Source organism: Leisingera sp. ANG-M1, from assembly GCF_000813745.1.
Lineage (GTDB): Bacteria > Pseudomonadota > Alphaproteobacteria > Rhodobacterales > Rhodobacteraceae > Leisingera.
Genome location: NZ_JWLC01000021.1, coordinates 93,251 through 120,029, shown reverse-complemented (window position 1 = coordinate 120,029; position 26,779 = coordinate 93,251). Strand labels below are relative to the sequence as shown.

The following is a 26,779-nucleotide window of genomic DNA, read 5'->3' as shown; positions in this document are numbered from 1 at the left end:
CCGCCTGCGTCCACTTGGCAGCCGGGGCCTGAATAACCCCGGCTGCTGCCGTTACACGCCTTCGAAAGCCCGCTCCAGCGCCGCCTTGAAACGGCCATGGAACAGCTGGTCGCCAATGATATGCAGATGGTTGGTGCCCGGCACCACTTCTGCCGGTGCAGCCCGCGGCGACACCTGCCGCCAGTCCACCAGGCTCAGCCCCCGGCTCAGCGTGTCACCCGCGCTGAAAGATGCCACCGGCACATCCAGCTGCGCCAGCTGGTACTGCCGGAACACCAGCGCGTTGTCGATCAGCACCCAGAACGTGTGCTCGCGGCTGGAAACCTCGGGCCCGTCAAAGGGCAGCGGCTCCGCCTCATTTCCGATGAAGCGCAGGAACTGTTCATAACACAGCGCATCCATCGCCCCGATCAGCGCATCCCACTGTGCCCGCATCCGGGTTTTGCCCAGCCAGGCCCGCAGCTCCGCTTCCAGCGTCTCCCGCTCGCCAGGATCAAACCGCGGCACTGCGCCAGGGGCAAAGTCGCGGCCCAGATCGCAGACATCCACCATGCCGATCATCCGCAGATCCACTTCACCGTGCAGCTGCCGCGCCGCCTCCCAGGCCAGAAGACCGCCCCAGCTCCAGCCCAGGAAGGCGCAGGGCCGCCCCGCGCTTTGCCGGCGGATATGATCGACGTAAGGCGCCACCACATCCTGCACGGCCACGTTCAGGTGCTTCTCCTCATTGAGCGAATGGCACAGGAAGCCGGTCACCGGCTGATCCTCTCCCAGATAGGCGGTCAGCCGCAGGTACTCGCGGGTCGAGACCAGCAGCCCCGGGAAGCAATAGAGCATCGGCCTTGAGCCGGTACCGCGCAGCGCAATCGCCTGCCGCCCGGTGGCATCCCCGGCCTCAAGCCGCCGCGTCAAGGCCCGGACCGTCGGCGCGTCAAACAGATCCGCAATGGTCAGCGCCGTGCCCGGCCAGGCTTTGCGCATGCGGGCCAGCACCTTCAGCGCGGTCAGCGACCGGCCGCCCATGTCAAAGAAGTCATCGGTCACTCCCATATCCGGGTTTCCGGTCTCTTCCCGCCAAACTGCCAGCACCGCGGCCTCAGCCTCTCCCGCCGGGGCCTCGCCTTGTCCGGCCCGCCGCCGCACCCCCGGCAGCGGCAGTGCCGCCCGGTCTACCTTGGCATTGGCATTGGTCGGCATCCGCTCCAGCACAACGATGGCCGAGGGCACCATATGCCGGGGCAGCTGCGCCTCCAGCGCCCGCATCAGCTGCTCTTCCTGCACCTTCTGCGGTGCCACCGCATAGCCGACCAGCCGCTTCTCGCCGCCATCCTCGCGCAGCAGAACCAGCGCTTCGGACACGCCCGGCTGCTGCAGGAGCGCCGCCTCGATCTCCCCCGGCTCGATCCGGTAGCCATTGAGCTTTACCTGATGATCCACCCGGCCCAGGAATTCAATCGTGCCGTCCTCGCGCCAGCGCCCAAGATCACCGGACCGGTACATCCGCGCGCCCTCGCGCCCGTCCAGTTCCGGCGCAAAAGGATCGGGAATAAACCGGTCCGCGGTGGTGCCGGGCCGGTTCACATAGCCGCGCGCAACGCCCTCGCCGCCCAGATGGATCTCGCCCACCACCCCGACGGGGCACGGCATCAGCTGCGCATCCAGCACATAGGCGCGGCGGTTGCCCACGGCGCGGCCCAAAGGCGCATAGGCGCCCTCGAACCTGGTACCTGCCCGAACCTTCCAGACCATCGGCGTCATGATGGTCTCGGTCGGCCCGTAGCCGTTGATCAGCAGAGGCGCCCGCAGCTCCCGCGACAGCAGGTCAAAAGTCGCCTGCGCCAGACCTTCGCCGCCGAAGGAATAGAGCCGCATCTCCGGCCCCTCGCCGGTCTCTGACGCCCATTCCGCCAGCTGCTGCAAATAGGACGTCGGGATCGAGGCATTGTTGCAGCCGTATTTGCGCATCGCCGCAAAGCTCTGCTCCGGCGTCCACAGCGGCCCGTCTGGGATCACCGCCGAACCGCCCATCATCAGAGGGTTCATCCAGCGCTCGTGCCCGCCATCCGAGGAGAACGGCAGGAACGGCAGTTCCCGGCTTTCGCTGCTCATCTCATAAACACGCGCGGTGTCCTGCAGATGATCGCTGAGCGGCCCGTGCTCCACCGCAACCCCCTTCGGCTTGCCGGTAGAGCCAGAGGTATACATGATATAGGCCATCTGGTCCCGGCGGATGGGGACATCCGGGTCCGTCTCCGGCTGGCCCGCCCCGGGATCATCGTCCAGGCACAGGATCCGGGCCTTGAGCCCTTCGGGCAGTTTGCCCAGATGGCGGCGGCGGGTGATCACCGCCTGCACGCCTGCGTCGCTCAGAATGTGGTGGTTGCGGCTTTCGGGATGGTCCGGGTCTATCGGGACAAAGGCACCGCCTGCCTTCAGCGCCGCCAGTATTGCCATCACCGCCTCGTTGCCGCGCTCGACCATAACGGCCACCGGCACTTCAGCGCCGACACCCAACGTCCGCAGCCGGTGCGCCAGCCTGTTGGCCCGGCGGTTCAGGGTGCCGTGGCTCCATTCCTGCCCGCCGCTGATCAGCGCCGTCTTATCCGGCGTTTGGCGGGCATGGTCCGATATGATTTCATGCACCGCGCGCGGATCGTTGACCGCGCCGTCCTCATATGGCGCCGACAGGGTGCCCAGTTCCTCGCGGCTCAGCAGCGCAATCCGCCCTGCCGCCTGCTCCGGATCTGCCAGCCCGGCCTCCAGCACCCTCTCCAAATGCACCAGAAAGCGCCCGATCAAGGCTGGCTCGAACAGGTCCCGCGCATAGCTGGCCCGCAGGATCACCCTGCCATCGCTGCACAGACGCACCAGCAGCAGCAGCTCCCCCTGCGCCGCAGGCTCAGGCACGGCGCAGAAACCCAGCCCGTCCGGCAGCGGCGCATCCCTGCGCACATGCAGAGTGACGGCCCCCAAGGGATGCCGGTCCGCCCCCTCGCGGCGCAGCATGTCCTGCACCAGGAACTCCGAAGGCACTGTCCGCGCCCTGCCCTTCGCCAATTCCGCTTGCACTTGCTCCAGCACAGCCGCTGCACTGCTTCCTGGGTCGATCTGCAGCCGCAGCGGCAGGATGTCTTCACTGCGCCGCACTGCCTGCGCCCGGACAGAACCGGTTGCAAAACGCAGATCCCGCTGCCCGCTGCAGCGCGACAGCACAATGCCAAGCGCAGCAGCGAAACGGGCTTCCACCCCGGCGCCTTCACGGCACAGGGTGTCTGCCAGCGCCGGCTTCAGCCCTTGTTCCGCGCAGCCCCGCGCAACGTCTTCACTGCCGCCATGGCGGTGCGGCAAACGGGCAACCGCACAGGCCGCGTCCTCCAGCATTTCCCGCCAGCCAGGCAGCTGATCCCGGACCGCTTCGGCCGCCGGCGCCGCTGAAGTTGGCGCAGCCGCCCCAGCCTCTCCGGTCAGCGCATGGGCAAAGCCCAGGGCCACAGCGTTCAGCACCCCGGCATCGCCAAAGGCCGGATGCAAAGCCACACCGAACAGATGGCCCTCGGCATCAGCTGCGACGCAGGCAAAGGCACCCGCACCGCCGTCCAGATCAAACCGCATCCCTGCCAGAGCAGCCTCCAACCCCTTTGCTGGACGTTCTGCCAACCCTATCCGGTTCTCCGCCTGTTCCGAGCGGCACATTTCCCCGCCCGCCAGCCGGTGCAGACGCGCACGAAACACCGGATGCAAATTCAGGACGGCGTCCGCTGCCTGCCGGACCTCTGCGGTCTTCCAGCGTGCGTCCGCCCTAAGCAGCAGCACCTGCACCCCATAGGGCGCCAGCTGCCCTACCTGGTCATGGGCGCAAACCTGTTTTTCACCCGGTGTCAGCTCCACCCCTGCGTCTTCAAGCACCTGCGTACCGCTCATGCCATCGCCTCCTGCAGCGCCTCGGGACGCGGGTCGCTCCAGCGCGCCTCAATCTCCGCCAGGCAGGCGCCGCGGTCCGCAGGCGCGCTTTCGGCCTGCCATCCCGCAGGAACCGGCAGGTCTGCAGGCCAGACAGACCAGCGGCCTTCACTGTTTCTGACGCAGATCCATTGATCGGGTCCGGGTTGGGTCATCTTCAGGTCTCCATTCATCTCTTGTCCCCGGAAAGACGCAGCACCCGGCCCGCAGTTCCCCCCTCCGGGCAGAAAACTTGCCCCCGGCTTGTGAATTTCCCGGCCCCGCCTGCGTCAAAGGTCAGGACGAACCTTCATCAGACGGAAGCCTCAAGACCATGACCGCCTTGAACCTTGCCAGCCCGGACCTCCTGCGGACGCTGCTGCGCGCAGGCCTTCCCACCGCAGGCGGCCTTTCGCTCAATGCCGCCCACCAGGGCGTGGACAGCTACTTCGTCGGCCAGCTGGGGCCGGAGGCGCTGGCCGCCGTCAGCCTGGCCCTGCCCCTTACCGGCGTCACCGCCGCAATCGGCGTGGGGCTGGGAATCGGCACCGCAGCAGCAGCCGGGCGCGCCCTGGGTGCGGGACGCAGGCAGGAAGCCGCCCGCCTCGCCTCCGCTGCCATGGCACTGTGCCTGCTGCTGGCCGCCCTGTCCGCAGCCGCGCTTTGGCTGGCCCGGCTGCCGCTGCTGGATATGCTTGGCGCCACCGGAGCGGTGCGCGAACCTGCCTTGCAGTACCTCAGCATCCTTACCCTCTCGGCCGGGTTGGGGATGGTGCAAATCCTGTGCGATTTCACCGCCATCGGCAGCGGCCACGCCCGTTTCAGCCTGTTCAGCCTGATCCTCTGCTTCTCGCTCAACATGGCGCTGGACCCGCTGCTGATTTTCACCGCAGGCCTTGGCGTGCGCGGCGCCGCGCTGGCCACCGTTCTGGCTCAGCTCGCCACCCTGGCCCTCTATGGCTGGTATTTCACCGCCGCCCGCAGCCCGCTGCAGTTGCGGCCGCGTTTATCGCGCAGCGCCCTTGCCCGCCTCTGGCCGGTTCTGCGCATCGGCCTGCCCGAGGCAGCCTCGGTGCTGCTGGCCAGCCTCGCCTTCCTGCTGCTCTACCGCCTGGCCGGAGAGCACGAGGGCACCGTCGGCCAGGCCGCCATGGGCATCGCGCTCCGGCTCTGGGTGCTCGCCACGCTGCCGGTCGAGGGATTCTGCCTCGGCGCCCAGGCGGTGCTGGCCCATGCCGCGGGCGCAGGCAATACTGCCCGCCTGGCCCGCGCTGCATTCGCCACAGCCACCCTTGCCGCCGCCGCTGCCAGCCTGTTCCTGCTGGCAGGCCTGCAAGCGGCCCCACAGATCAGCGCCCTTTTCACCGCTGATCCCGCGGTTCAGTCCCTCGCCGTCCCGGCACTGGCAGCGCTGGCCTTGTCGCTGCCCGCCACGGCTTTGCGCCACGCGGCCCAAGTCAGCCTGCAAGCCACCGCCCGCGCCCGGGATGCCGCCCTTCTCGGCCTGGCACCGCTCGGCTGGCTGTTTCTGCCCCTCCTGTTCACCGCTGCCAGCTTCTGGGGCTTTGCCGGGCTCGCCCCCGCCCTGTCGCTCGCTGCCCTGCTCACCGGCTTTGCCGCCGCCCTGATCCTGCGGCGCCTGCCGCACACCGCCCTGAAAGGTCTTCCCGTATGAACGATCACACGCCCCGCGGCACACTGGCCGCCTCCGACCGGCTCACCCCCGACCTCATCGCCCCGCATGATCCTATGCCGCATGGCGCCAGTTCAGTGCCGGTGTTCCAGACCTCGTCTTTCCTGTTTGACCGCTACGAGGACCTGGCCGCCGTCTTTGCAGGCAAGTCCAGCCGCTATATCTACAGCCGCGGCAACAACCCCACGGTGGCGGAGCTGGAAAGCCTCATCGCCCGGATGGAGGGCGTGGAGGCAGCCCGCGGCTTTGCCTCCGGCATGGCGGCCATTGCTGCCGCCGTGATCCCTTTTGTGCAATCCGGCGACCGCGTTGTCGCGGTCGAGAACCTCTATTCCGACGCCTTCCGCCTGTTCGAATGCCTGCTGAAAAAGTTCGGCGTCACCACTCAGTATGTGGACGGCACTGATACCCAGGCCGTTCTGGACGCCCTGCCCGGCGCCACCCTGGTCTATTTGGAAAGTCCAACATCCTGGAGCTTTACCACCCAGGACTTGCGCGCCATCGGGGCCGAGGCGCGCCGGCTGGGAGTGATCTCGGTGATCGACAACAGCTGGGCCACGCCGCTGTATCAGCGTCCGGCAGAATTCGGCATCGACCTGGTGGTTCATGCCGCGTCCAAATACCTCGCAGGACATTCCGACACGCTGGCAGGCCTGGTTGCGGGCCCCAAGGCGCTGCTTGCCCGTATCGACCACGAGGCTTATCACTTCCTCGGCGGCAAGCTCTCTCCATTCGACGCCTGGCTGGTGCTGCGCGGCATGCGCACCCTGCATCTTCGAATGGCCCGCCACATGCAGAACGGGCTGGCACTGGGGCGGGCGCTTTCGGCCCACCCCGCCGTGACCCGTGTCCGCCACCCCGCATTCGAAGCCAACCCGGGCAACGCCTGCCTGTCCGGCTATGGCGGGCTGTTTGCCTTCGATCTGGACAGCAGCGTCGATATTCCCCGTTTCACCAACGCGCTGAAAGCGGTGAAAATCGGCGTCAGCTGGGGCGGCCCGGAAAGCCTGGTGATCCCGGCCCAGGCCGCCCTTGGCCTTTCCGGCCCGGCCAATGTGTTCCAGCGCTTCGGCACACCGGCCGGATCGGTGCGCCTCGCCGCAGGCCTGGAAAACGCCGATGACCTGGTGGCGGATGTGCTGCAAGCCATCGGGGAGGCCCGCCAATGACGCAGCTGCCGCCCCCCGCCGCCACCGGCGAGACCTGGACCGGAGCCCGCTGGCACGATGTCACCGACAGCGAAACCGGTGCTGTCCGCCGTGTCTTCATCTGGACGCCCCCGGGCGAGCCTCCTGCCGAAGGCTGGCCCGCCCTGTTCATGACCGACGGCAATGCAGTGATCGGCACCGCCATCGACGCGATGCGGGCGCAGGCCTGCTACCCCTCGGGCGCCAATGTGGGCTGGGGCGTGCTGATAGCCGTCGGCTACCCCACAGACGGCGCCTACGATCCCTTCCGGCGCAGCTGGGACCTCGGCCCGCCTCCGGGTCAGACCTATCCGCCGTTTTACGATGGCGGCGAACCGGTCCGCACCGGCGGCGCGGCAGAGATGGCGCGGTTCCTGCTGGAACAGGTCCTGCCGCAGGCAGAGACCCTTGCGCCGCTCAATCCCGCGCACCGCGGATTGTTCGGCCATTCCTTTGGCGGCTTGTTTGCGCTGTGGCTGCTGTTCACCCGGCCAGGTGCCTTCAGCCACTGGATCGCTGCCAGCCCCGCGATCACCTGGGAAGACAGCTTCCTGCTGCAGCATCAGGCGCGCTTTGATCCCGGCCCGCACCGCCCCTATGTGCATCTCTCTGCTGGCGAATGGGAAGGCGCGCGCCTGGCTCCGTTCCAGGAGGGGGCCGCCGATGCCGCCGAACGGCTGACTGAGAAGGAAAAGACCCGGACCATCGCCGCAGCACAGGACATGGCTGACGCATTGAACCAGCTGCCCGGGGTTGCAGCAGACTACGAAACCTATGCCGGAGAAAACCACATGTCGGTGCTGCCCGTGGCAGTCAACCGCGCCATCCAGAAGGTATTTGCCCTCAGCTAACACCTGATTTCCCAGTAAAAACCGCTCCCGGCCCTGTCTCCAGGCGCCGGGTTTTCTGGTTTGCATTCAGTCGCTTGCGAACAAATCCGCAAAATGCAGAGCACCTGATCTTTTTTGTAAATTTCCACCGCCCTCCAGCGTTCTCCAAGCAGTCCCGGCGCACATCCGCGCCGCCCAGCAAACGGAGGACCCTGCGTGTCATTGGATTACACCTCAGATCACAGCCCGCCCCATTGGGCCCGGCCCTGCCCCGGCGGTGTCACGGTTTACAGCCATGGCACCGCGCAAGAGATCGCCGTTACGAACCACGGCGGCGGCAAACAGCAGCTCGCTGCACCTGCCGGGCCGCTCAGCCTGGCCGCCCTGCTGGCCGCCTGCGAGGCCCTGACCAGCCACGCGGCAGAAGAAGTTCTGGTCCTGCTGAAGCGCGAGGACTTCGCCTCTCTGGAGCAGGAGCTCCTGTCCATTGGCGCTGCCTGCCTGCTGAACGGCGGCTGGCTTGGCGTTTTCCCGGAGATGCTCTGGCAAATTCCGGACCTCTGGCTGGTGCAGCCGCCCCGCAGCTACCCGCAAGTGCCGGTGGCGGGCCCGCATGGCAGCCACCCGCTGCGTCCAGCCAAACCGTCAGGCCTCCTCTACCGCCGCCGCATCCCCTGGCTGCAGCAGTGCTTCTCGCTGCGCACGCTGGACCCTGCCGCCGACCTGGAGCTGTTCCACGCCTGGATGAACGACGAGCGCGTCGCCGCCTTCTTCGAGGAATCCGGCACCCTGGAATACCACCGGGACTACCTCGCCCGGATGCAGGCCGATCCGCATATGATGCCGGTCCTTGGCTGCCTTGACGGCCGCCCCTTCTGCTACTTCGAACTCTATTGGGCTCGGGAAAACCGCATCGGCGCCCATTACCCGGCCGGAGACTGGGACCGCGGCTGGCATGTGCTGGTGGGGGACCCCGAGGCCCGCGGCGCCGATTTCATCACCGCCTGGCTGCCCTCGCTGATGCATTACATGTTCCTGGCCGAGCCCCGCACCCAGGCGCTGGTCGGAGAACCGGCCGCCAGCCATACCCAGCAGCTGCGCAACCTGACCCGTTCCGGCTTTGCCGCGGTCAAGGAGTTCGACTTTGCCCACAAGCGCGCAACGCTGGTGCGGCTGGAGCGGGCGCATTTCTTCCAGGCCCGCCTCTGGTCCCGCCCCAGCCCTGCAGATCCCGGCCGCCCGCTGCAGCTGTCCCCCTTTGCCCAATTGAAACCCGGAGAAACCCGATGAGCGAACCGCACCACATCCACGACATGATCGGCGTGGGCTTCGGCCCCTCGAACCTGGCCCTGGCCATCGCCCTGCAAGAGCGCGCGCAGGCCGGCGCGCCAAAACTGGACGCCCTTTTTCTAGAGGCCAAACCCCGCTTCGCCTGGCACCCGGACATGCTGCTTGAGGGGTCGGACATGCAGGTTTCCTTCATCAAGGACCTTGTGACCCTGCGCAATCCCGCCAGCCCCTACTCCTTCCTCAGCTACCTGCACGCCCAGGGCCGTCTGGAGCGTTTCGTCAACCGCAAGAGCTTCTTTCCCAGCCGGCAGGAGTTCAACAGCTACTTCGTCTGGGCTGCCGCGCAGCTCGAGGATGCCTGCCGCTATGGCCAGCGGGTGATTGGCGCCGAACCCGTTCAGGACCCCGGCGGCAGCGGCGAGGTGCTGGCGGTCACTGCTGAGGACGGCAGCGGCCAGCAATCCCGCTACCTGACCCGGGATCTGGTGCTGGCCATCGGCGGCAAACCCGCGATTCCGGACATCTTTGCTGCGCTGCAGGGCCACCCCGGCGTGGTCCACAGCTCCAGCTACCTCAGCAGCGTCAAACCCAGGCTGGCAGCAGCGGACAGACCGCTGAAGGTGGCAGTCATCGGCTCAGGCCAGAGCGGCGCCGAGATTTTCATGGACCTGGCCAATGACCCGGCCCGGCCCCAGGTGGATTTCATCTTCCGCAGCCACGCGCTGAAACCGTCGGACGACAGCCCTTTCGTGAACGAGATTTTCGACGCCAGCTTCACCTCCCATGTCTACCAGCAGCCCGCAGACCAGCGCCGGGCCCTGATGGCGGAGTATTCCAACACCAACTACGCCGTAGTGGACGGCGATCTGATCGATCAGGTCTACGGACTGTTCTACGAGCAGGAAGTGGCCGGCAGCTCATCCTACGGGCTGCTGCGCAGCACCTGCGTCACCGCGGCAGAAGCCAGCGGTCAGCAGACACTGCTGACCCTGCAGCCCGCCCAGGGCGGCGAAACCCGCAGCAGCGCCTATGACCTGGTCATTCTGGCAACCGGCTACCGCCGCCGTCTGGGGGAAACCCTTCTGGCCGGGCTGGAGCCGCATGTGCATTTCGAAAGCCCGGACCGGAATTACCGGATGCGGACCTGCGGAAGCTTCCGCCCCCGCATCTTCCTGCAGGGCTACTGCGAAGAAACCCACGGGCTGAGCGACACCCTGCTGTCGGTCCTGGCGGTGCGCGTGGATGAGATTGCCGAAGCGCTCCTGACACCGCAGCCCGCACAGCTCGCCGCCGCGGAATAAACCGCCTGCAGCGGCCCGCAGCAGCGGGCCGCACACCCGCTTACGGCATTTCTCTGCCAATCTCACACGCAAAGATTGACCTCGCAATCCACCTGGGAGATAACGGCTGCGCGACCCAGGGCCTGCAGGCCCAAAGGCAGTTTTCTCCAAAAACATCACCTTCCCGGGCATTTGCCCGGACAAATGCCGATGGGATTGCCATGACAGATCACCCGCGCCCGCGCGTCTGCGAAGCTTTGATTGAAGAACTTGTCACCCACCGCAGGCTGCACCTGTGCGCCGCCCTGAAACTGGTAGGCTCGCTTGACGCTGCCGAAGACGTGATCCAGAACACGGCCCTGAAATGCCTGTCTTTCAAGCCCGGCAGCCTGCCGGACCGGGCCCGGCCTTATGTGGCACGGATGGTGCGCAATGCGGCCATCGACTATTTGCGCAAATCGCGGCGCGAGATCGCCACGGATTTCGAGGACGAAGGCCAGCTGGCAGCAGCCGGCGTGACGCCGCTGTGCGGGCAGGCAAGCCTGGAAGGCAAACAGGCGCTGCACGCGGTTGTCCAGAGCCTGGCCGGTAGCCCGCCGCGGAACCGCGACGTGTTCCTGCGCCACCGGCTGGACGGTGTCCCGCAAAAGGACATCGCAGAAGAGCTGCAGGTCTCCCGCGCACTGGTCAATGTGATCGTGCGCGATGTCCAGCAGCGCTGTGCCGACGGGCTGAAGGCTGCTGGCTGAAGAGAAGCCAGGCGTCTTCCATCCATGTTAGAAAACATCCTGAGTTCAGGCTCAGCACTCCTCGCCAATAGATGACAGATACCCCGAGAACGATTGCGGCGTCTGCACCTTCGCTTGCCGTACATGACGGTTGGTTTCCGCTGCCTTCGGCCAGGGATACAGGCCCTGCCTTCCAACGCTTCCCCGAACCAGCCGGCGCCACAGCAGCTCTGCCCGGGCGGCCATCAATGCCGAAGGATTGCCCTGCGATTGGCCCTCTTGAAGTTTCCGGTTTTGGATATTTTTCCGCACCAATCGCATATCTAGAGTGGTGGCTGCCAAACCCGTGCGGCGCCGGAACTGAGGCACCGCCGCTCGAAAAACAAATTAAAACCGGGAACAAACCAGATGACACGGACCAACCATCTTGGCCAGCCGATCGGCGACGCGCTTCCGGCGGGCTGGACACCGCCACCCAGGCCGGTGCCTGTGACGCTCGAGGGGCGGTTCGCGCAAATTGTGCCGCTGCAAGCGGGCCTGCACGGCGAGCAGCTTTTCGAAGCCTTCCGCAAGGACACGGACGGCGCCGGCTGGACCTATATGGCAAACGGCCCCTATGACCGGCTGGATGACTTCATGCAGTGGCTGACCGCCGCCGAAGCAAGCACCGATCCGATGTTCTTTGCCTATATCGACCAAAGCACCGGGCGGGCCGCCGGCTACGGCTCGTTTCTGCGGATCGAGGCGGCAATGGGGTGCATCGAGGCCGGCAACATCAGAATGTCGCCAGCAATGCAGCGCACGCCGGTGTCCACCGAAGCCATGCATCTCAAGATGGCCTATGCCTTCGGTCTCGGCTACCGCCGCTATGAATGGAAATGCGATGCGCTGAACGCCCCGTCGCGCCGGGCCGCGGGCAGGCTCGGCTTCACCTTCGAAGGCATCTTCCGCAAGGCCCTCCACTATAAGGGCCGGTCGCGGGACACGGCCTGGTTTTCGATTACGGATGACGAATGGCCTGCGGTCTGCAAGGCCCACCAGGCCTGGCTCCACCCTGGGAATTTCGATGCCGAAGGCAGGCAGAAGCAGCCGCTGGCCAGTTTCCTTGCCCCCGGACAGCCTGGCAGTCCCTAGGTGCGGATGGTCCTGAATGTCAGGCTGATGCGCGGCCGGGTGACCGATTTTGCCGGCGGCACCCGGTGCTTCCAGAAGGATTGCGTCGCATCTTTCATCACCAGCAGGCTGCCGTGCTCCAGGGTCACGTCAGCCTTCAGATCCAGGCTGTTGTGCTTGAAGGAGAACCGCCGCGCCGCCCCCAGGCTGAGCGATCCGATTGCACCGTTCCTGACCAGGTCGCTTTCGGCATCGCTGTGCCAGGACATCCCCTCGTCACCCGAGTGATAAAGGTTCAGCAGACAGGAGTTGAAACGCTCCCCGGCCGCCCTCTCCACGCAGTCTTTCAGGAGGCGCAGCTCCCGGGTCCAGGGCAGCGCGGTTCTAGTGACTCTGGAATAGGTATAGCGGAACGCCCGGTCTCCATACCACGCCACCTTGCGCTTTGTGGTAATGCGCTTGCCGTAAATGACGGCTTCGTCATGGCGCCAATCAACAGTCTCCATCAGCCGGGCAAAATACCAATCCGCCTGGTCTTCCGGCAGAACCGGCCCGAAGTAATGCACCGTGCCATCCGCCGGCAGCAGATTGACGGCCGGGTCTGCCGTATTTCCGAACAGGTCCATAAGCCTCTCCTGTCTTCATGCCGCGTGCTCAGGCCGCATCATGGAAAATGATGCCCATCGCATACCGCTCTCCCGCCCGGATCTCGCTGACGCCATGGCGGTGCTTGACCCTGTAATACCCTTTGACCCCCTGCTTGGGGCGGTCGTTCACTGCAAAGGCATACCCGTGCCCGGAACGCAGCGGCACGACCTCAGCCCGGGACTGCATCCTGGGGCGCTGTTCGGTCATCACAAATTCCCCGCCGTCAAAATCCGTTTCCTGCGACAGCAAAAAGACAACCTGCAGCGGGAACAGATGCGCACCGTACACATCCTGATGCAGGCAGTTGAAATCGCCGGGCCCGTATCTGAGGATCAACGGCGTCGGCCGCATCTGCCCGGCGGCATGGCACTCATCCAGAAACGCCGCATGGGTTTCCGGGAACCTGCCGTCCGCGTTCAGCCGCGCATTCCAGGTGTTGGCGATCCGGGCCAGCGGCGGGTAGAGGTCCCGGCGCAATTCCGCAATGACGCCAGGCAGCGGGTGGGTAAAATACTTGTACTCGCCCTGCCCGAACCCGTGCCGGGCCATCCGGATATGACTGCGGTACAGCGGACTGCTGCCGTAATTTGCAATCAATTCAGCCGCCGCCCCGTCCGGCAGCAATGCCCCCAGATCCGCATATCCGCGCGCATCCAGATCCGCCGCCGCCTGCGCCCAGTCGATGTCTGACACCCGTTTCGCCATTCCGTTTCCGTCTCCTGCACCCGCATCCCGTTCCTTTGCGCCGCCTGCCCGCTTGCAGATGCGCCGCAAAGATACCGCTACAGACCAGCCCTGGCCCCGGTCGACCCGGTTCCTGCGCAAAACCCGGCCGCTACCAAAGCACCGGAACCGCCGGACCCAGCCGGCCGGGTTTCCGCTCTGCAGCGCAGCCGGCTGCTGTGGCCCTTCGGCGGAAACCTTGCTAAGAGTAAACATTCAGGACGAAATTTTACCCGACCGGCGATCCGGAGGAAAGCCGCTCCCAGCGGCGCAGGAACACACCCATGGCAAGCGGCATCCCCCCGAGCAGCGACGCCGGAGACACCTCCGGAGCCCGCCCAGTTGGCCCCGAAATCCGGGCCGTGCGGCGTGCCCAGAACATGACGCTGAACGACCTGGCCCAGGCGGCGTCTTTGTCCGTCGGTTTCCTCAGCCTGGTGGAGCGCGGCCAAAAGCAGCCCTCGCTGGATGCGCTTCAGCGGATCAGCAAGGCGCTGTCGGTCGAGATCGGCTGGCTGTTTCCCGCCTCCCCCAGCGACGACCCTGTCGAAGACGCCTATGTGGTGCGCAAAGGCTTCCGCCGCCGGATTGATTACTCGCGCCTTTCCGGCACCGAATATCTGGGGGAGACTGACTATCTGCTGACGCCTACTGTCGACGGTCAGCTGGTGATGACAATGATGCAGTTCTCCCCCGGCGGCCATTCCGGCGACAACCCGTTGTCGCATGAAGGCGAAGAGGCGGGCTATGTGCTCTCCGGCCAGCTGACGCTGGAAGTTGACGGGCGGGTGTTCGTGCTCGAGCCGGGGGACAGTTTCGGCTTCTCCGGCGAGAAACCCCACCGCTACCTCAACAATGGCACCGAGGACTTGCAGATCATCCTGACCAACACCCCAGTAATCATGCGGCAGCGGTAATCGCGCCTAGCCTTCCTCCAGCATCATCTCGACAATCTTGCGCGCATAGCTGAGCGTCGGCCCCTCCCAATGCGGCGAGTAGCGGCCGCCGTCATAACCAGGGCAGCGCCGCCCCTGCTGCATGCCCTTCAGGATCGAAATGTCCTCGCGGTTCAGATCGTCCCACATCCGGATGACCTCCTCGCGTTCCTTGGCGTATTTCTCTCCGCTCGCTGCCTCATCGCCGATCAGGAAAACATGCAGCTCCTCGCGGCAGTGATCCGGCGCGTCCGGATAGGCGACCAGCACGGTGAATTGATCCGGAAAGATCTCGACCGCAAAATGCGGCATGGTCAGAAACCACTGCCCCTGCATCCTGTCTTCGTCTGACAGACCGGGATAATGCGGCAGCCCCTCGCCGCGCCCGGCCTGGATCTCCGGGAACCGGTAGCCGTTTACAAAAGTATTGCCGCGCCATTCCCCCGACCAGCGCAGATCCATCGGGGCGAACTCCAAGAGCCGCGGGTGCAAGGCAAAGACGTGATAGCCCTCCATGTAATTTTCATAGGCCAGCTTCCAGTTGGCCTCGATCTCGAAGTCCAGCTTTCCGGCCCAGCGGATGGCGGCCAGGTCATACCCTTTGAGCTGCTCCAGCACCGGCGCCATCCAGACATCCAGCGGGTCGGCGTCGCCCGAGATATTGACGAACAAACAGCCAAAGAACTCCTCAACCCGCACCGGGATCAGGTCCAGTTTCTCTCCGCCGCCGTCCTTGAAGCTGTCCGCCTGGTTCGGCCCCTGGAAATGCGGCCGCGAGCGCAGCTTGCCGTCCAGCCCGTAGGCCCATTTGTGATAGGGGCAGGTGAGCGTCGCCTTCTTGCAAGGCTCCGTGACCAGCTGCATCCCTCGGTGGCGGCAGACATTCTGGAACCCCCGGATCACGCCGTCGCGCCCATGCACCAGCACGATGGGAAGCCCGCCGATCTCCAGCGGCTTCATATCTCCCGGCGCTGCAATTTCGGCCCGCGCGCCCGCAAATACCCAGGAGCGGCGGAAAATCAGCTCCTGCTCCAGTTCATGCCACTCTTGCGACCAATAGGCGGCATTGGGCAGACCGCCGGCCTCTTCAATCGGGCGGAACACCTGGTCAAAGCCCTCCGGCCCCAGGATGCGCTTGATCCGCTGCTCCGTGGTTTCCGCTACGATGGTGCCGTCCATGGTGCCTCCCGAATCTGGATCTCGGTCGATTATTATCCCTTGGATAAAAAATGCTATGAAAATTTTTCCTTCGCCACGATAGTCACCCCAGGACAGCGGAGAACAGATCATGGAATCAGCGCGTGTTGTGGTGATTGGCGGCGGCAATATGGGCGCCGCCGTCCTGTATCACTTGGCCAAAGAGGGCTGGACGGACATCGTCCTGGTGGAAAAGGCCGAGCTGACGTCCGGCGCCACCTGGCACGCCGCCGGGCTGGTCAGCCGGATGACCCCGGGCCACGCCCTGGGGACCTGCCACGACTATGCGGTGGACCTTTACAAGACCATCGAGGCGGAGACTGGACAAGGCGTCAGCTGGCACAATTGCGGCTCGCTGCGCGTGGGCGCGACCGGGGATCACCGCGACTGGCTGCTGCACACCCGCGATGCAGTGCTGGCGCGCGGGCAGGAGTGCCATTGGCTGTCGCCCGCGGAAATCACCGAGCTGAACCCGATCTATGACACCTCGCATATCATCGGCGGCATCTATACTCCTGACGACGGCCACGTGGATCCCTCCGGCACCTGCCAGGCGATGGCCAAAGGCGCGCGGATGCGGGGCGCCAGGGTGATGCGGCGCAACCGGGTGACCGATGTGCAGCAGCTGCCTTCGGGCGAATGGAAAGTCTCCACCGAACAGGGCGATATCGTCTGTGAGCATGTGGTCAACGCAGGCGGCTATCACGCCCGCCAGATCGGCGCCTTCTCCGGCCTCGATCTGCCGATTGTTCCGATGCAGCACCATTACGTGGTGACCGACACGGTGCCTGATTTCGAAACCATGGGCCACGAAATCCCCGTCACCCGCGACGACTACTTCACCGGCTATCTGCGCCGGGAACAGGGCGGCGCGCTGATCGGCCTTTACGACACCCACGACGCGCTCGCCAAATGGCGCGAAGGCTGCCCCTGGGACAGCGAGAATGAGCTGTTCGAACCGGATTATGACCGCATCACCCCCTGGCTGGAGAGATGCTTCGAGCGCTACCCCAGCCTAATGAACCTGGGCATCAAACGCATCGTGAACGGCGCCATCACCTATACACCGGACGGGCATCCGCTGGTTGGCCCGGCGCCGGGGCTGAAAAACTACTGGCTCGCCTGCGGCGCCACCGTTGGCATCGCCTGGGGGCCGGGACTGGGCCGGGCGCTGGCGCAATGGATGGTGCATGGCACGGCCGACATCTCCATGCGCGGTTTCGACCCGCGCCGCTTTGGCCCCTGGGTGGATGAAGAACATGCCTATCAGCGCTGCCGCGAGAACTACATGACGCGGCTGTCGCTGCCCTATCCGCAGCTGCAGTATGAAACCTGCCGCAACATACGGATCTCCGGTGCCCACGAGCGGACCAAGGCCTTGGGAGCGGTTTACGAGGATGCCGGCGGCTGGGAACGCCCCCGCGTTTACGGCAAGGACTGGAACGGCGCCGAGCCCAAAGCCTGGCGCCGCGGCCCCTCCTGGGAGGCGGCCGTGGCCGAAGCCCGCGCAGTGCATGAAGGCGTCGGGCTGGGCGACTTCACCGCCTTTTCCAAATTCGAGATCACCGGGCCGGAGGCCGAGGCCTATCTCAAACGCCTCTGCGCAAACCGGATGCCACGCAACACAGGCGGCACCTGCCTTACCCTGCTCCTGAACGAACAGGGCACCATCGAGGGCGAGGCCACCATCGCACGCCTCGGTGAAAACCGCTTCTGGTTCGTCACCGGCGGCCCTTCCGAGCGGCGGATCTGGGATTGGATCACTCTGCACCAGCGCGGCAGCGAAGACGTCACCGTCCGCAACCTCTCAGACGATTGGGGCATCCTGACCATCGCCGGTCCAAAGGCGCGCGAGGTTCTGGCAACCCAAACCAGCGACCAGCTGGACAACGCCGCCTTTGGCTGGCTGAAGGCACGCGAGATCACCGTGGCCGGCATCCCGCTGATCGCCATGCGCATGTCCTTCTCTGGCGAGCTGGCCTGGGAGCTGCACGCCCCCAACACCCAGCTGGGCACCCTTTGGGACGCACTGTGGGAGGCCGGCCAGCCCCATGGCATCACCCCCTTCGGCTCCAAGGCGCTGGAGATGATGCGGATGGAAAAGGCCTACCGCGGCGGCCATGAATTGGCCAATGACGCCTCACCCGTCCACACCGATCAGATGCGGTTCGTGAAACTCGACAAGGACTTTGTCGGCCGCGATGCGCTCGCACGCCGGGCCGAATCCGGCGAAACCTCGGTCATCGCCTATCTGGAGGTGGAGGTCACCGACAGCGATGTGCTGGGCGGCGAAGCCGTTTTCTACAATGGCACCAGGGCCGGCTCTGTCTCCTCGGGCGGCTTCGGTCCCAATACCGGGCGCAGCCTCGCTTTTGCCTTCCTCCGCCCCGAAGCCGCACAGCCCGGCACCACGCTGGAAATCTCACTCTTCGGCGAATTGCACCGGGCAACAGTGCTGGCAGAACCTGTGCTCGATCCGCAAAATCTGCGTCTGCGCGATGCCGCGCAAAGCTGAGGGAAAACTGACATGAACATGCCAAACGGTTTCACCAAAGCAGAGCTGCCGCCGCCCGATATCGACTGGACCCGCCTGAACGACTACCGCATGGGCCGGATCCGCGAAGCCATGGCGGAAAGGGACGTGGAGCTGGCCATCATCACCAACCCGCTGACCATGCGCTATGCGGTGAACTACCATGAATACATGCAGTTCCAGGCGCGCATCCCGCTGATGACGCTGATGATCTTTGCCGATGGCCCAGTGGTCTTCAGCGGCGCCTTCATCAAGGATCTGGACCACGTCACGGAATACATCCCGATGTTCGGGCTTGCGCCTTTCCTTGCGGGCTTTGATCAGGTGGAGAATACCCGCAAGTTCGTGGATTTTGTCCGGGGACGATTGGCCGGCAAAGGGCGTTGCCGCGTGGCGCTTGACCGGCTGGATGCCTCCGCCGTGCAAGGTTTGATGCAGGCCGGGTTCGAGGTCGTGGACGCCCCCGGCTTTCTGGAAAAAGCCCGTTCGATCAAGTCCGCGGAAGAGATCACCCTGTGCCGCTATGCTATCGACGTGGCGCAGCTGGGCATCGCGAAAATGCATGAAGCCTTCCAGCCCGGCATCTCGGAAAACGAACTGTGGAGCATTCTGAGCCAGGTCAACATCGCCCATGGCGGCCTGTGGTCCGAGGCGCGCATGCTGGCCTCGGGCGAACGCACCAACCCCTGGCTGCAAGAGGCCGGCGAACGGCGTGTGCAGAAGGGCGAACTGCTGGGCTTTGACACCGATATGGTCGGCCCGTTCGGCTATATGTCCGACATCTCGCGCACCTGGTATTGCGGCGAAGGCAAGGCACCGGATGAGTTCCGCGACCTTTACAAACGCGCCCTGGATGAAATCGAACACAACAAGGCCAATGTCCGCCCGGGCGTGTCCTTCAAGGAGCTTGTGGACCAGAGCTTCCGCCACCCTGAAGAGTTCGTCGCCCACCGTTACCCCTGCATCATGCATGGCGTCGGCATGTGCGACGAATACCCCTACGTCCCCTATCCCCAGGATTGGGACGACATCGGCTACGACGGCATCATTGAGGAAAACATGATGATCTGCGTTGAAGGCTATGTCGGATCGGATCGCGGCGGCAGCGGCGTCAAGATCGAACACCAGTTCCTGGTGACCGCGGATGGTCTCGAACAGCTCGACTCCTATCCCTACGACGAAAACCTGCTGCGCTGAGCAAGCCCCCGACACACGGTTGCCCCATGAAAATCACCCGCATTGAAACTTTCCCGCTGGAACCCCGTTTCAAGGGCGGGGGCTACGCCATGTCGATGGGCCGCCAGACCGTCCTCTGCCACCGGCTGCTGCGGCTGACCGCGGATGACGGCACCGTCGGGATCGGCGAGTTCGTCCGCCCGCCCACCTATACCGTGGCCGAAATCGAAGCCTTCGAAGACGAATGCCTGCCCGCCTTGCAGGGGCTCGCTCTCTCTGATCTGCCCGCGCTCCTGGCCAAATGGCGCGGCGGCGAGAAACGCCTGCAGTATGCGGTGGCCGGGATCGACCTGGCGATGCTCGACATGATGGGCCGCGCGCTTGGCATGCCGGTCTCCAGCCTTTTGGGCGGTGCCAGGGCCGCGGACTGCCCGGAATACCTGTCGCTCTCCTGCGAAGCGCCCGAGGCCATGGCAGAGACCGTGCGCCGCGACGGCGGGCCGTTTGCCGTGGTGCAGGCCAAGCTCGGCTCGGATACGCTCGGCAACGACCTCGACCGGGTCCGGGCGGTGCTGGCGGCCATGCGCCCGGATCAGCTGCTGCTGGCGGATTTCAACGGCGCGCTGGCGCTCGATGACGCTGTCCGCGCCCTGCCCGAAATCAGCGACCCCCGCGTGATATGGGAGGAGCCCTGCGACGACTACGGCGATGGCGCTGCTGTCGCACGCGGGATCAAGGCTCCGGTGATGCTGGATCAATGCCTCAAGGATCTGCCCACCTATATGCACGCCATTCAGGACCGGGCAGCGTCGGCGCTGGTGATCAAACCCGATTCCATCGGCGGCCTGAGCGCCGGGCGCACCGTGCGCGACGCCTGTGCGGCGTCCGGCATCAAGGTACGCATCGACGGCTGGTGGGCCGGTCAGGTGGCTGGCGCAGGCGCTTTGCACCTCGCCGCAGGCACCGCCCCTGGGATGCTCCTGTCCACCATTGACCTGACCGACCCGATCGATACCGGCCGGACCATGATCCGGCGCCCTGCCCCCGGCAGGGTCTGTGCCGCACCCGGCCCCGGCCTGGGCCGCATACCTGAAGGTCTTTTCCCCTGACACCCGGCCGCGGCCTGCACCGGATCCGTCCAAACGCTAAAGGCGCACCGGACGCCCGGAAGGCATCACTGCACTACACGCGCCGTCCCGCGCGCAGCCCTTCCAGCACTGCCTCTTCGGCGGTGCGCGGCGCAACACAATCGCCCGCCAGGTGATGCTCCAGCCCAAGCCCGCGCACCATTTCCTCAACGCTGTTGCGCGGCACATGCCCCTGGCACAGCACCAGCGTGTCCACGCCCTCGCAGATCACCGCCTCATTGCTCATGATGTGCTGCAGATAGACGCTGTCTTCATCGGCCCCGAACAGCCGCATGTAGGGCAGCACCTCAACGCCCAAGGAGTGCAGCCGCCCGATGCCCGCATCGCGCACATACATCTGGATGGTCTGCCCCGGCATATAGCCGTTCACCGCCAGCCGCACATGATGCCCGTTCTGCGCCAGCAGCTCCGCCACACCCATGCCAACCCAATCGGCGCGCCAATCCGCAACCAGCACCGATTTGCCGATGTCCGCCTGTCCCTGCAGCACCTGCCAGGCATCCACGGTATGCGCTTCCCCGCGCCCCTCGAACTCCGGCCAGCGCGGCGCAGCACCCGTGGCAATGATCACCGCATCCGGGCCGTAGTCCCGGATCACACCGTCATCCACGGCCGTGCCGGTGCGGATATCCACCCCGGCCAGCTCCATCTCGCGTGTCAGGTTGGTGATGATGCCGCCGAACTCCGCCCGGTGCGGCAGCAGCTGCGCCAGCCGCGCCTGGCCGCCCAGCTGCGCTTCCTGCTCGAACAGGGCAACCTCATGCCCCCGCTCCGCCGCCACCGCCGCAGCCTTCATACCGCCGGGGCCGCCACCGATCACCATCACCCGGCGCTTGGCGGCAGCCAGAGACGGCGTGCCCAGCTGCAGCTCCCGCCCGCTCACCGGGTTCTGGATGCAGGAGATCGGATAGCCGTCATGGAAGTGGCCGATGCAGGCCTGGTTGCAGCCGATGCAGGCGCGGATGTCCTCCGCACGGCCCTCTTGCGCCTTATTGCCCGCTTCCGGGTCGCAAATCATCGCCCGGGTCATGCCGCACATATCTGCCTGGCCGTTGGCAATGATCTTCTCCGCCTCCTGCGGCTGGTTGATCCGCCCCGTCACAATGGTCGCCAGCCCGGTCCGCTCCCGGATCGCCTGCCCCAATGGCGCGGTATAGCCCGCCGCCTCATACATCGGCGGCGCAATATGCACCGAGCCCGCCAAGGTTGCCGAGGACCCCGCCACCACGCTCAGGTAATCCAGCGTCCCCTCCGCCGCGATCAATTCGCAGGCGTCCAGGATCTCATCCGCCTCCAGCCCCTCATGGCTGCGCTCATCGCCAGACAAACGCAGGCCCACCGCAAAGCCCGCCCCAGTCTCAGCCCGGATCGCCGCCGCAATCTCGCGGATGAACCGGGTCCGGTTCTCCAGCGAGCCGCCATAGGCATCCTCGCGCCGGTTCACCTGCCCATTGAGGAACTGCGCCGGCAGATACCCGTGCGAGGCGACAATCTCGACCCCATCGAGCCCGGCTTCCTGCATCCGCCGCGCCGCCGCACCGTAAGAGGCAATCACCTCCGCAATCATTTCCGGCGTCATCGGCCGCGGCATCACATGGAACCGCTCATTCGGCGTGGCCGACGCGCTGTATGAGACCGGCGCGGTGCCGTCTTCCGAGGCCAGCATCTCGCGCCCCGGATGGAACAGCTGGGCAATCAGCCCGCTACCGTGGCCCTTCACCACCTCCGCCAGCCGCCGGTAGCCGGGAATGCAGTCGTCCGTATCGACCCGAATCGGATCCGCCACAAACACCGCGCTTGGATGCACCAGCGCCACCTCCACCACGATCAGCCCGGCGCCGCCCCGCGCCCGCGCCTCGTGGTAGGCGATCATCCGGTCGCCAATCCGCCCCTTCTCGTTCAGATGCGTCTCATGCCCGGTTGAGACAATCCGGTTGCGCAAGGCAAGGCTGCCCAGGGTGATCGGGGAGAACAGATTGGGGAAACTGGCCTGGCTCATCGCTACTGCCTCTCGGGTCTATGTCTTTGTCAAATCGCGGATCGCCGCCCCGGCGCCATCGGGCCGCGGCAGCTGTGCATGGGCGCATTCCAGCGTTTTCAGGGCATCAGCAACATGCGGCAAAGGGTCTGACACCCGCCGCGTTGCCAGATCCACATGCAGGATCATCATCTCCACCGTGGCGCTCAGGCCCTCCGGCCCCAGGATGCGGTGAAACAGATGCGTCTTCTTGCCCGAGCCATGCAGCACCTGGGTCTGCACGGTGATCTCATCGCCTTCATGCAGCTCTGCCAGATAGCGCACATGGGTTTCGGCAGTGAAATGGCTGTTGCCGCCTGCGATATACTCCGCCGTCACCCCGCAGCTTTCGGTCAGCGCATCGGCGGCGTTTGAGGCCACCTCAATGTAATGCGCCTCGTTCATATGGCCGTTGGCATCGGTCCAACTGGGCGGGATCACCCGTTTGGCCGTGACCGGCAAATCCGCGGTCTGTGGGATCGCCAGCTTTGCCTCCTGCGCCTTCACCGGGCGCCCTGCCCCGGCATCCCGCTGCTTCAAGGCCCGGATCAGCGCCACCAGATTGGCATCCCGCGCCCGCTCCATTTCGCGGATGCTCAGATGCCCCGACTGTGCGTCAGACTGCGCCGCCAGCCGCTCCACCAGCGCGCCGTCCAGTTCCGGCACATCCATCAGCCGGGTGAGCGGCTCCTGCAAGGATGGCCCGAACTGCGCCAGGAAATGCCGCATCCCGGCCTCGCCGCCCGCCAGCCGGTAGGTGTCGAACTGCCCCATCTGCGCCCATCGCAGGCCAAAGCCATAGAGGATCGCCTCGTCGATCTCCTGCGTGGTGGCAACACCCTCCTTCACCATCCACAATGTCTCGCGCCAGACCGCCTCCTGCAGCCGGTTGCCGATGAAGCCGTCAATCTCGCACCCCATCACCAGGGGATGCATCCCGATCCCGCGCAGCACCTCCGCCGCGCGGGTTTTCAAATCCTCAGGCGTCGCGTCCGAACCCACCACCTCAACCAGAGGCACCAGGTAGACCGGGTTGAACGGATGCGCCACGATCAGCCGTTCCGGGCGCTCCAGCAATTCCTGCAGCTGGCTCGGCCTGTAGCCCGAGGTCGACGACGCCAGCACTGCGCCCTCCCCCAAATGCGGCTCAATCTCCCTATACAGAGCCTGTTTTACGTCCAGCCGCTCCGGCGCGCTCTCCTGCACCCAGTCCGCGCCGGCCACCGTCTCCGCCAGCGAGGCCGAGAAGCGCAAAGCCCCTTCCGGCGGCAGCGGTCGGTCATACAGGGCAGGCAGGCTGGCGCGGGCGTTGTCCAAGACCTCGCCCAGCTTGCGCTCCGCATCCGGCGCGGGATCATAGACCGCCACGTCGTGGCCATTGAGCAGGAATCGCGCCGCCCAGCCGCCGCCGATCACCCCGCCGCCAAGGATCGCAACCTTCATTCCGCCGCCTCCCGCACAGCGCTTTGCGCAGGCACGATCAGCGCATCCACCGCCATCGCGCCGGTATCTGTCACCATCACCGGGTTCACGTCGATCTCCGCCACCTGATCCCGCATCGCAGCACAGGCCACGGAAAACGCGCTCAACGCCTGTGCCGCCGCCGCCATATCGCGCGGTTCATCACCCCGCACCCCGTCGATCAGCTTGGCCACCCGCAAGCGGCGGATCATTTTCTCCGCCTGCCCCGGCCCAAAGGGCGCGCGGGCGAACTGACGCTCGTCAAACAGCTCCACCAGCGTGCCGCCCGGCGCCACCATGACCAGCGGGCCAAAGTCCGGATCCATCACGCAGCCAAAAGCCAGTTCAACGCCTTTCGAGGCCTGTTTCTGCACCACCGCCCGCGGCCCCAGCCGCGCCGACAGGTCCGCATAAGCCGCCGCCAGCGCAATCTCATCGCCAAGGTTCAGGATCACCCCGCCCAGGTCGCTTTTGTGGTCGATCCCGGCCTCGGCAGTCTTCAGCACCACCGGAAAGCCCAGTTCCTGCCCCGCGGCAGCCACGCTGCCCGCATCACTGCACACCCGGCTCAGCGCCCCCGGCACGCCAAAGCCGGAGAGCACTTCCAGGCTCGCCGCCTCATCCAGATCCGCAGGCAGTGCCTGCCCGCCAGGCACCTCAGGCGCGGTCTCAACCTCCGCCCGCAAGCCATCGGCCCAGGCCTGAAACGCCTTCACGGCTTGCATCGCGGTTTCAGCCCCGTTCAGGCAGGGCACACCCGCTTCCGCCAGCGCCTCGCCAATGCCGCGGTTATGGGTCTGGCCGAAACTGGCGTAGAAAAACACTGGTTTGTCCGTGCGTGCCCGCAGTTGCCTGGCGTGTTCCAGCAGCTGAGGCTCATAGACATAATCGTCCCGCAGGTCCGCCTCGAACCCCAGCATCGACACCTCCGGCGCCGCCGCCAGGATGTCCAGCCCGCGGTCAAACACCTTGGGAAACTCATCCGTCAGATCCGCCGCGCAGTCGAGCGGGTTCGACGGCTCCAGCTCCGGCGGCAAAGCCTCGCGCAAGGCAGCCCGCGTCGCCGAACTCAGCACTGCCAGCGGCGTGCCGGTCTCTGCCGCCAGATCGACCTGCATCTCGCGCAAGCCGCCACTGTCGGTCACCAGCCCGGCGCCACCCGGCCCCGGAATGCGGCCGCCCGAGCACAACAGCGCCGTGTTCATCAGCGCATCGACCGTATCGACCGAAATCGCGCCGCATTCCTCAAACACCGCCTCATAAGCCGCATGGCTGCCCGCCAGCGCCCCGGTATGCGAGCGCGCCAGCCGCGCGCTTTCCTCGGTGCGGCCCACCTTGCAGATGACCACCGGCTTGCCCGCATCCCGCGCCAGCTTCAGCGCCTCCACCAGCCCTTCAGGGTTGCGGGCGCTTTCCATGAACACCGCAATCGCCTTGGTGGTTTCGCGGCTGGCGGCATAGGCGATGTATTCATCCACGGTCGCGCCGATCTCCTGCCCGGGCGAGGCGACCAGATCGAAGCGGAAGCGCGGATCGTTCATCCCCAGCACGGTGAACACACTGCCCGAATGGGCAATCAGCGAGATGCCCCCGGCCCGCATGTGATCCGCCGGATAAAAACTGCCCACCAGCCCGGTCTGCGTGTTGATCACCCCCATGCCCGAGCCGCCGCAAATGGGTATCCCGGCCTCCGCCGCAATATCCTTGAGCCGCGCCAGGATCGGCGTGCCATTGGCCGTCTCGCCATGGCAGACATCAAAAATCACCGCCGATTTCGCGCCCATCGCAATCGCATCCACCAGAGCACCTTCCAGATTGGCGCCGCCAATCCCCAGCACCGCCACATCCGGCGCATGGTCCAGTTCCCGGATCGAGGCCAGCGCCTGCCGCCCCAGGATCTCGCCGCCGCGCGGGTTGATAAAACTGATCTGCCCCTGGAACCCGCCGGACAAAGTGGCCTCAGCCAGCCGCGCGCCAAAGGAGCTGGCCCGCGCCGAGGCGCCCGCCACAGCCATCGAACGGGCCTCAAACATCGGAGAAAGCCTGTGCATCATCTCAGCCCTTGAACTTGGGATCGCGTTTTTCGGCAAAGGCGACCGAGCCTTCGGTGAAATCGTCCGACCGGATCATCTGCTCGTACATCGGCATGTCGCTCTTGCCGACCCAGGCCCGGCGCACCGCCGCATGGCTTTCCTCGACCGAGCGGTGGCCGTATTTGCGCATGTATTCCTTCAAGGCGCCGGCAACCAAAGGCGCCCCTTGCGCAATCGTATCCGCCACCCCGCGGGCGTGCTCCATCAGCTGATCAACGGGCACCACATCGCGCACCAGCCCCCAGTGCTTGGCTTCATCCGCATACATCTTGCGCCCGGTCAGGATCAGATCCATCGCCACGTTCCACGGAATCCGGTGGTGCAGTTTCTGGATCGCGCCCGCATCCGGCAGGAACCCGCGCTGCATTTCCGGCAGCCAGAAATAGGCATCCTCGGCACAGAGGATCACATCTCCCCCCAGCGCCAGCTCAAAGCCGCCGCCGATGGCGCCGCCCGCCAGCGCCACCACCACGGGTTTGTAAAGGTCGAAGTACTCCGGCAATCCGCCCAGGCCGCCAGGCCCAAGGTCGAACCCCTGCTCTGCATCGGCGCTTTCGCCGGCGGCAAAAGCCTTCAGATCCCAGCCCGCCGAGAAAATGTTTTTGTCATTGCCCAGGCTCGACAGCAGCCCGACACTCAGCCCCTCGTCCTCGTTCAGCCGCTGAAACGCGGCATACATCTGGCGGCTCAGATCCAGATTGATCGCATTCACCGGCGGCCGGTTCATCGCCACCTCCAGCACACGGCCGCGCGCGCGCACCTCTATCAGCCCTGCCATATCGTCTCCC

Annotated in this window: 20 protein-coding genes and 1 pseudogene; 11 read left to right on the top strand and 10 right to left on the bottom strand. The window is 65.6% G+C overall.

The features are described from left to right. Positions 1–51: 51 nt before the first annotated feature. Positions 52–3,921, bottom strand: coding sequence for a non-ribosomal peptide synthetase (locus RA19_RS18210; protein WP_052261900.1), 3,870 nt, complete (start codon positions 3,919–3,921; stop codon positions 52–54). Further along, positions 3,918–4,115 carry an MbtH family NRPS accessory protein gene (locus RA19_RS18205; RefSeq protein ID WP_039165263.1) on the bottom strand — a complete coding sequence of 66 codons (198 nt, stop codon included), beginning with the start codon at positions 4,113–4,115 and terminating at the stop codon, positions 3,918–3,920. The genes RA19_RS18210 and RA19_RS18205 overlap by 4 nt, the downstream gene beginning before the upstream one ends. Positions 4,116–4,273: 158 nt before the next feature. On the opposite strand from RA19_RS18205, the gene RA19_RS18200 reads away from it, so the two are divergent. The 6 genes from RA19_RS18200 to RA19_RS18175 all read left to right on the top strand — a co-directional run bounded on the left by RA19_RS18200 (position 4,274) and on the right by RA19_RS18175 (position 10,968). Then, positions 4,274–5,614, top strand: coding sequence for an MATE family efflux transporter (locus tag RA19_RS18200; protein WP_052261899.1), 1,341 nt, complete (start codon positions 4,274–4,276; stop codon positions 5,612–5,614). Further along, positions 5,611–6,801 carry a PLP-dependent transferase gene (locus RA19_RS18195; protein ID WP_039165261.1) on the top strand — a complete coding sequence of 397 codons (1,191 nt, stop codon included), beginning with the start codon at positions 5,611–5,613 and terminating at the stop codon, positions 6,799–6,801. Before RA19_RS18200 ends, RA19_RS18195 begins: the two co-directional genes overlap by 4 nt. Beyond that, entirely contained in the window at positions 6,798–7,670 is an 873-nt protein-coding gene (locus tag RA19_RS18190; RefSeq protein ID WP_039165259.1) for an alpha/beta hydrolase, read from the top strand. Before RA19_RS18195 ends, RA19_RS18190 begins: the two co-directional genes overlap by 4 nt. A gap of 195 nt (positions 7,671–7,865) precedes the next feature. Further along, on the top strand, positions 7,866–8,939 hold the full coding sequence (locus RA19_RS18185) for a GNAT family N-acetyltransferase (protein WP_206540291.1): 1,074 nt from the start codon (positions 7,866–7,868) through the stop codon (positions 8,937–8,939). Next, positions 8,936–10,240, top strand: a complete 1,305-nt coding sequence (locus RA19_RS18180) for a lysine N(6)-hydroxylase/L-ornithine N(5)-oxygenase family protein (protein WP_039165258.1) — start codon at positions 8,936–8,938, stop codon at positions 10,238–10,240. The genes RA19_RS18185 and RA19_RS18180 overlap by 4 nt, the downstream gene beginning before the upstream one ends. A 200-nt stretch (positions 10,241–10,440) precedes the next feature. Beyond that, a complete protein-coding gene (locus tag RA19_RS18175) occupies positions 10,441–10,968 on the top strand; it encodes a sigma-70 family RNA polymerase sigma factor (RefSeq protein ID WP_052261897.1) in 528 nt (175 codons plus the stop codon). 89 nt (positions 10,969–11,057) lie between these two features. Here RA19_RS18175 and RA19_RS27495 read toward each other — a convergent pair. Further along, positions 11,058–11,165: pseudogene (locus RA19_RS27495) on the bottom strand (IS5/IS1182 family transposase); the annotation flags it as partial. A 190-nt stretch (positions 11,166–11,355) separates the two neighbouring features. Here RA19_RS27495 and RA19_RS18170 point away from each other — a divergent pair. After that, positions 11,356–12,081 (top strand): GNAT family N-acetyltransferase, encoded by a 726-nt coding sequence (locus RA19_RS18170; protein WP_039165257.1) that lies wholly within the window; start codon positions 11,356–11,358, stop codon positions 12,079–12,081. Here the strand turns inward: RA19_RS18170 and RA19_RS18165 are convergent. Together RA19_RS18165 and RA19_RS18160 are read right to left on the bottom strand one after the other, a co-directional pair. Next, a complete protein-coding gene (locus RA19_RS18165; protein ID WP_039165254.1) occupies positions 12,078–12,686 on the bottom strand; it encodes an alpha-ketoglutarate-dependent dioxygenase AlkB family protein in 609 nt (202 codons plus the stop codon). The genes RA19_RS18170 and RA19_RS18165 overlap by 4 nt on opposite strands. A gap of 28 nt (positions 12,687–12,714) precedes the next feature. After that, complete coding sequence (locus tag RA19_RS18160; RefSeq protein WP_039165252.1) at positions 12,715–13,413, bottom strand: 2OG-Fe(II) oxygenase; 699 nt, start codon at positions 13,411–13,413, stop codon at positions 12,715–12,717. A 302-nt stretch (positions 13,414–13,715) separates the two neighbouring features. Here RA19_RS18160 and RA19_RS18155 point away from each other — a divergent pair, with 302 nt between their 5' ends. Further along, positions 13,716–14,348: a helix-turn-helix domain-containing protein gene (locus RA19_RS18155; RefSeq protein WP_052261896.1), complete on the top strand. Its 633-nt coding sequence runs from the start codon at positions 13,716–13,718 to the stop codon at positions 14,346–14,348. A gap of 6 nt (positions 14,349–14,354) precedes the next feature. On the opposite strand, the gene RA19_RS18150 is transcribed toward RA19_RS18155, so the two are convergent. Continuing rightward, the gene (locus tag RA19_RS18150; RefSeq protein WP_039165251.1) at positions 14,355–15,545 is read right to left on the bottom strand and encodes an aromatic ring-hydroxylating oxygenase subunit alpha; all 1,191 of its coding nucleotides are present in this window, start codon (positions 15,543–15,545) and stop codon (positions 14,355–14,357) included. A 109-nt stretch (positions 15,546–15,654) separates the two neighbouring features. Here RA19_RS18150 and RA19_RS18145 point away from each other — a divergent pair, with 109 nt between their 5' ends. From RA19_RS18145 to RA19_RS18135, 3 genes are read left to right on the top strand one after another with little or no spacing between them, the layout of a single operon-like run. Beyond that, a complete protein-coding gene (locus RA19_RS18145; protein WP_039165249.1) occupies positions 15,655–18,078 on the top strand; it encodes a GcvT family protein in 2,424 nt (807 codons plus the stop codon). Positions 18,079–18,090: 12 nt separating this feature from the next. After that, positions 18,091–19,293 (top strand): M24 family metallopeptidase, encoded by a 1,203-nt coding sequence (locus RA19_RS18140; protein WP_039165248.1) that lies wholly within the window; start codon positions 18,091–18,093, stop codon positions 19,291–19,293. Positions 19,294–19,319: 26 nt separating this feature from the next. Further along, complete coding sequence (locus RA19_RS18135; protein WP_039165246.1) at positions 19,320–20,381, top strand: mandelate racemase/muconate lactonizing enzyme family protein; 1,062 nt, start codon at positions 19,320–19,322, stop codon at positions 20,379–20,381. Between the two features lie 73 nt (positions 20,382–20,454). Here RA19_RS18135 and RA19_RS18130 read toward each other — a convergent pair whose 3' ends face one another. The 4 genes from RA19_RS18130 to RA19_RS18115 are packed head-to-tail and all read right to left on the bottom strand — an operon-like array spanning position 20,455 to position 26,769. Beyond that, on the bottom strand, positions 20,455–22,419 hold the full coding sequence (locus tag RA19_RS18130) for an oxidoreductase (protein ID WP_039165245.1): 1,965 nt from the start codon (positions 22,417–22,419) through the stop codon (positions 20,455–20,457). 18 nt (positions 22,420–22,437) lie between these two features. Further along, positions 22,438–23,880, bottom strand: a complete 1,443-nt coding sequence (locus tag RA19_RS18125; RefSeq protein ID WP_039165244.1) for a carnitine 3-dehydrogenase — start codon at positions 23,878–23,880, stop codon at positions 22,438–22,440. Next, positions 23,877–25,952, bottom strand: coding sequence for an acetate--CoA ligase family protein (locus tag RA19_RS18120; RefSeq protein WP_039165242.1), 2,076 nt, complete (start codon positions 25,950–25,952; stop codon positions 23,877–23,879). The genes RA19_RS18125 and RA19_RS18120 overlap by 4 nt, the downstream gene beginning before the upstream one ends. Before the next feature lies 1 nt (position 25,953). After that, positions 25,954–26,769, bottom strand: a complete 816-nt coding sequence (locus tag RA19_RS18115; RefSeq protein ID WP_039165239.1) for an enoyl-CoA hydratase-related protein — start codon at positions 26,767–26,769, stop codon at positions 25,954–25,956. Positions 26,770–26,779 lie beyond the last annotated feature (10 nt).

Coding starts and splice junctions, on each gene's coding strand:
- RA19_RS18210 (WP_052261900.1), bottom strand. CDS start 3,921: ATGAGCGGTACGCAGGTGCTTGAAGACGCAGGGGTGGAGCTGACACCG.
- RA19_RS18205 (WP_039165263.1), bottom strand. CDS start 4,115: ATGACCCAACCCGGACCCGATCAATGGATCTGCGTCAGAAACAGTGAA.
- RA19_RS18200 (WP_052261899.1), top strand. CDS start 4,274: ATGACCGCCTTGAACCTTGCCAGCCCGGACCTCCTGCGGACGCTGCTG.
- RA19_RS18195 (WP_039165261.1), top strand. CDS start 5,611: ATGAACGATCACACGCCCCGCGGCACACTGGCCGCCTCCGACCGGCTC.
- RA19_RS18190 (WP_039165259.1), top strand. CDS start 6,798: ATGACGCAGCTGCCGCCCCCCGCCGCCACCGGCGAGACCTGGACCGGA.
- RA19_RS18180 (WP_039165258.1), top strand. CDS start 8,936: ATGAGCGAACCGCACCACATCCACGACATGATCGGCGTGGGCTTCGGC.
- RA19_RS18175 (WP_052261897.1), top strand. CDS start 10,441: ATGACAGATCACCCGCGCCCGCGCGTCTGCGAAGCTTTGATTGAAGAA.
- RA19_RS18170 (WP_039165257.1), top strand. CDS start 11,356: ATGACACGGACCAACCATCTTGGCCAGCCGATCGGCGACGCGCTTCCG.
- RA19_RS18165 (WP_039165254.1), bottom strand. CDS start 12,686: ATGGACCTGTTCGGAAATACGGCAGACCCGGCCGTCAATCTGCTGCCG.
- RA19_RS18160 (WP_039165252.1), bottom strand. CDS start 13,413: ATGGCGAAACGGGTGTCAGACATCGACTGGGCGCAGGCGGCGGCGGAT.
- RA19_RS18155 (WP_052261896.1), top strand. CDS start 13,716: ATGGCAAGCGGCATCCCCCCGAGCAGCGACGCCGGAGACACCTCCGGA.
- RA19_RS18150 (WP_039165251.1), bottom strand. CDS start 15,545: ATGGACGGCACCATCGTAGCGGAAACCACGGAGCAGCGGATCAAGCGC.
- RA19_RS18145 (WP_039165249.1), top strand. CDS start 15,655: ATGGAATCAGCGCGTGTTGTGGTGATTGGCGGCGGCAATATGGGCGCC.
- RA19_RS18140 (WP_039165248.1), top strand. CDS start 18,091: ATGAACATGCCAAACGGTTTCACCAAAGCAGAGCTGCCGCCGCCCGAT.
- RA19_RS18135 (WP_039165246.1), top strand. CDS start 19,320: ATGAAAATCACCCGCATTGAAACTTTCCCGCTGGAACCCCGTTTCAAG.
- RA19_RS18130 (WP_039165245.1), bottom strand. CDS start 22,419: ATGAGCCAGGCCAGTTTCCCCAATCTGTTCTCCCCGATCACCCTGGGC.
- RA19_RS18125 (WP_039165244.1), bottom strand. CDS start 23,880: ATGAAGGTTGCGATCCTTGGCGGCGGGGTGATCGGCGGCGGCTGGGCG.
- RA19_RS18120 (WP_039165242.1), bottom strand. CDS start 25,952: ATGATGCACAGGCTTTCTCCGATGTTTGAGGCCCGTTCGATGGCTGTG.
- RA19_RS18115 (WP_039165239.1), bottom strand. CDS start 26,769: ATGGCAGGGCTGATAGAGGTGCGCGCGCGCGGCCGTGTGCTGGAGGTG.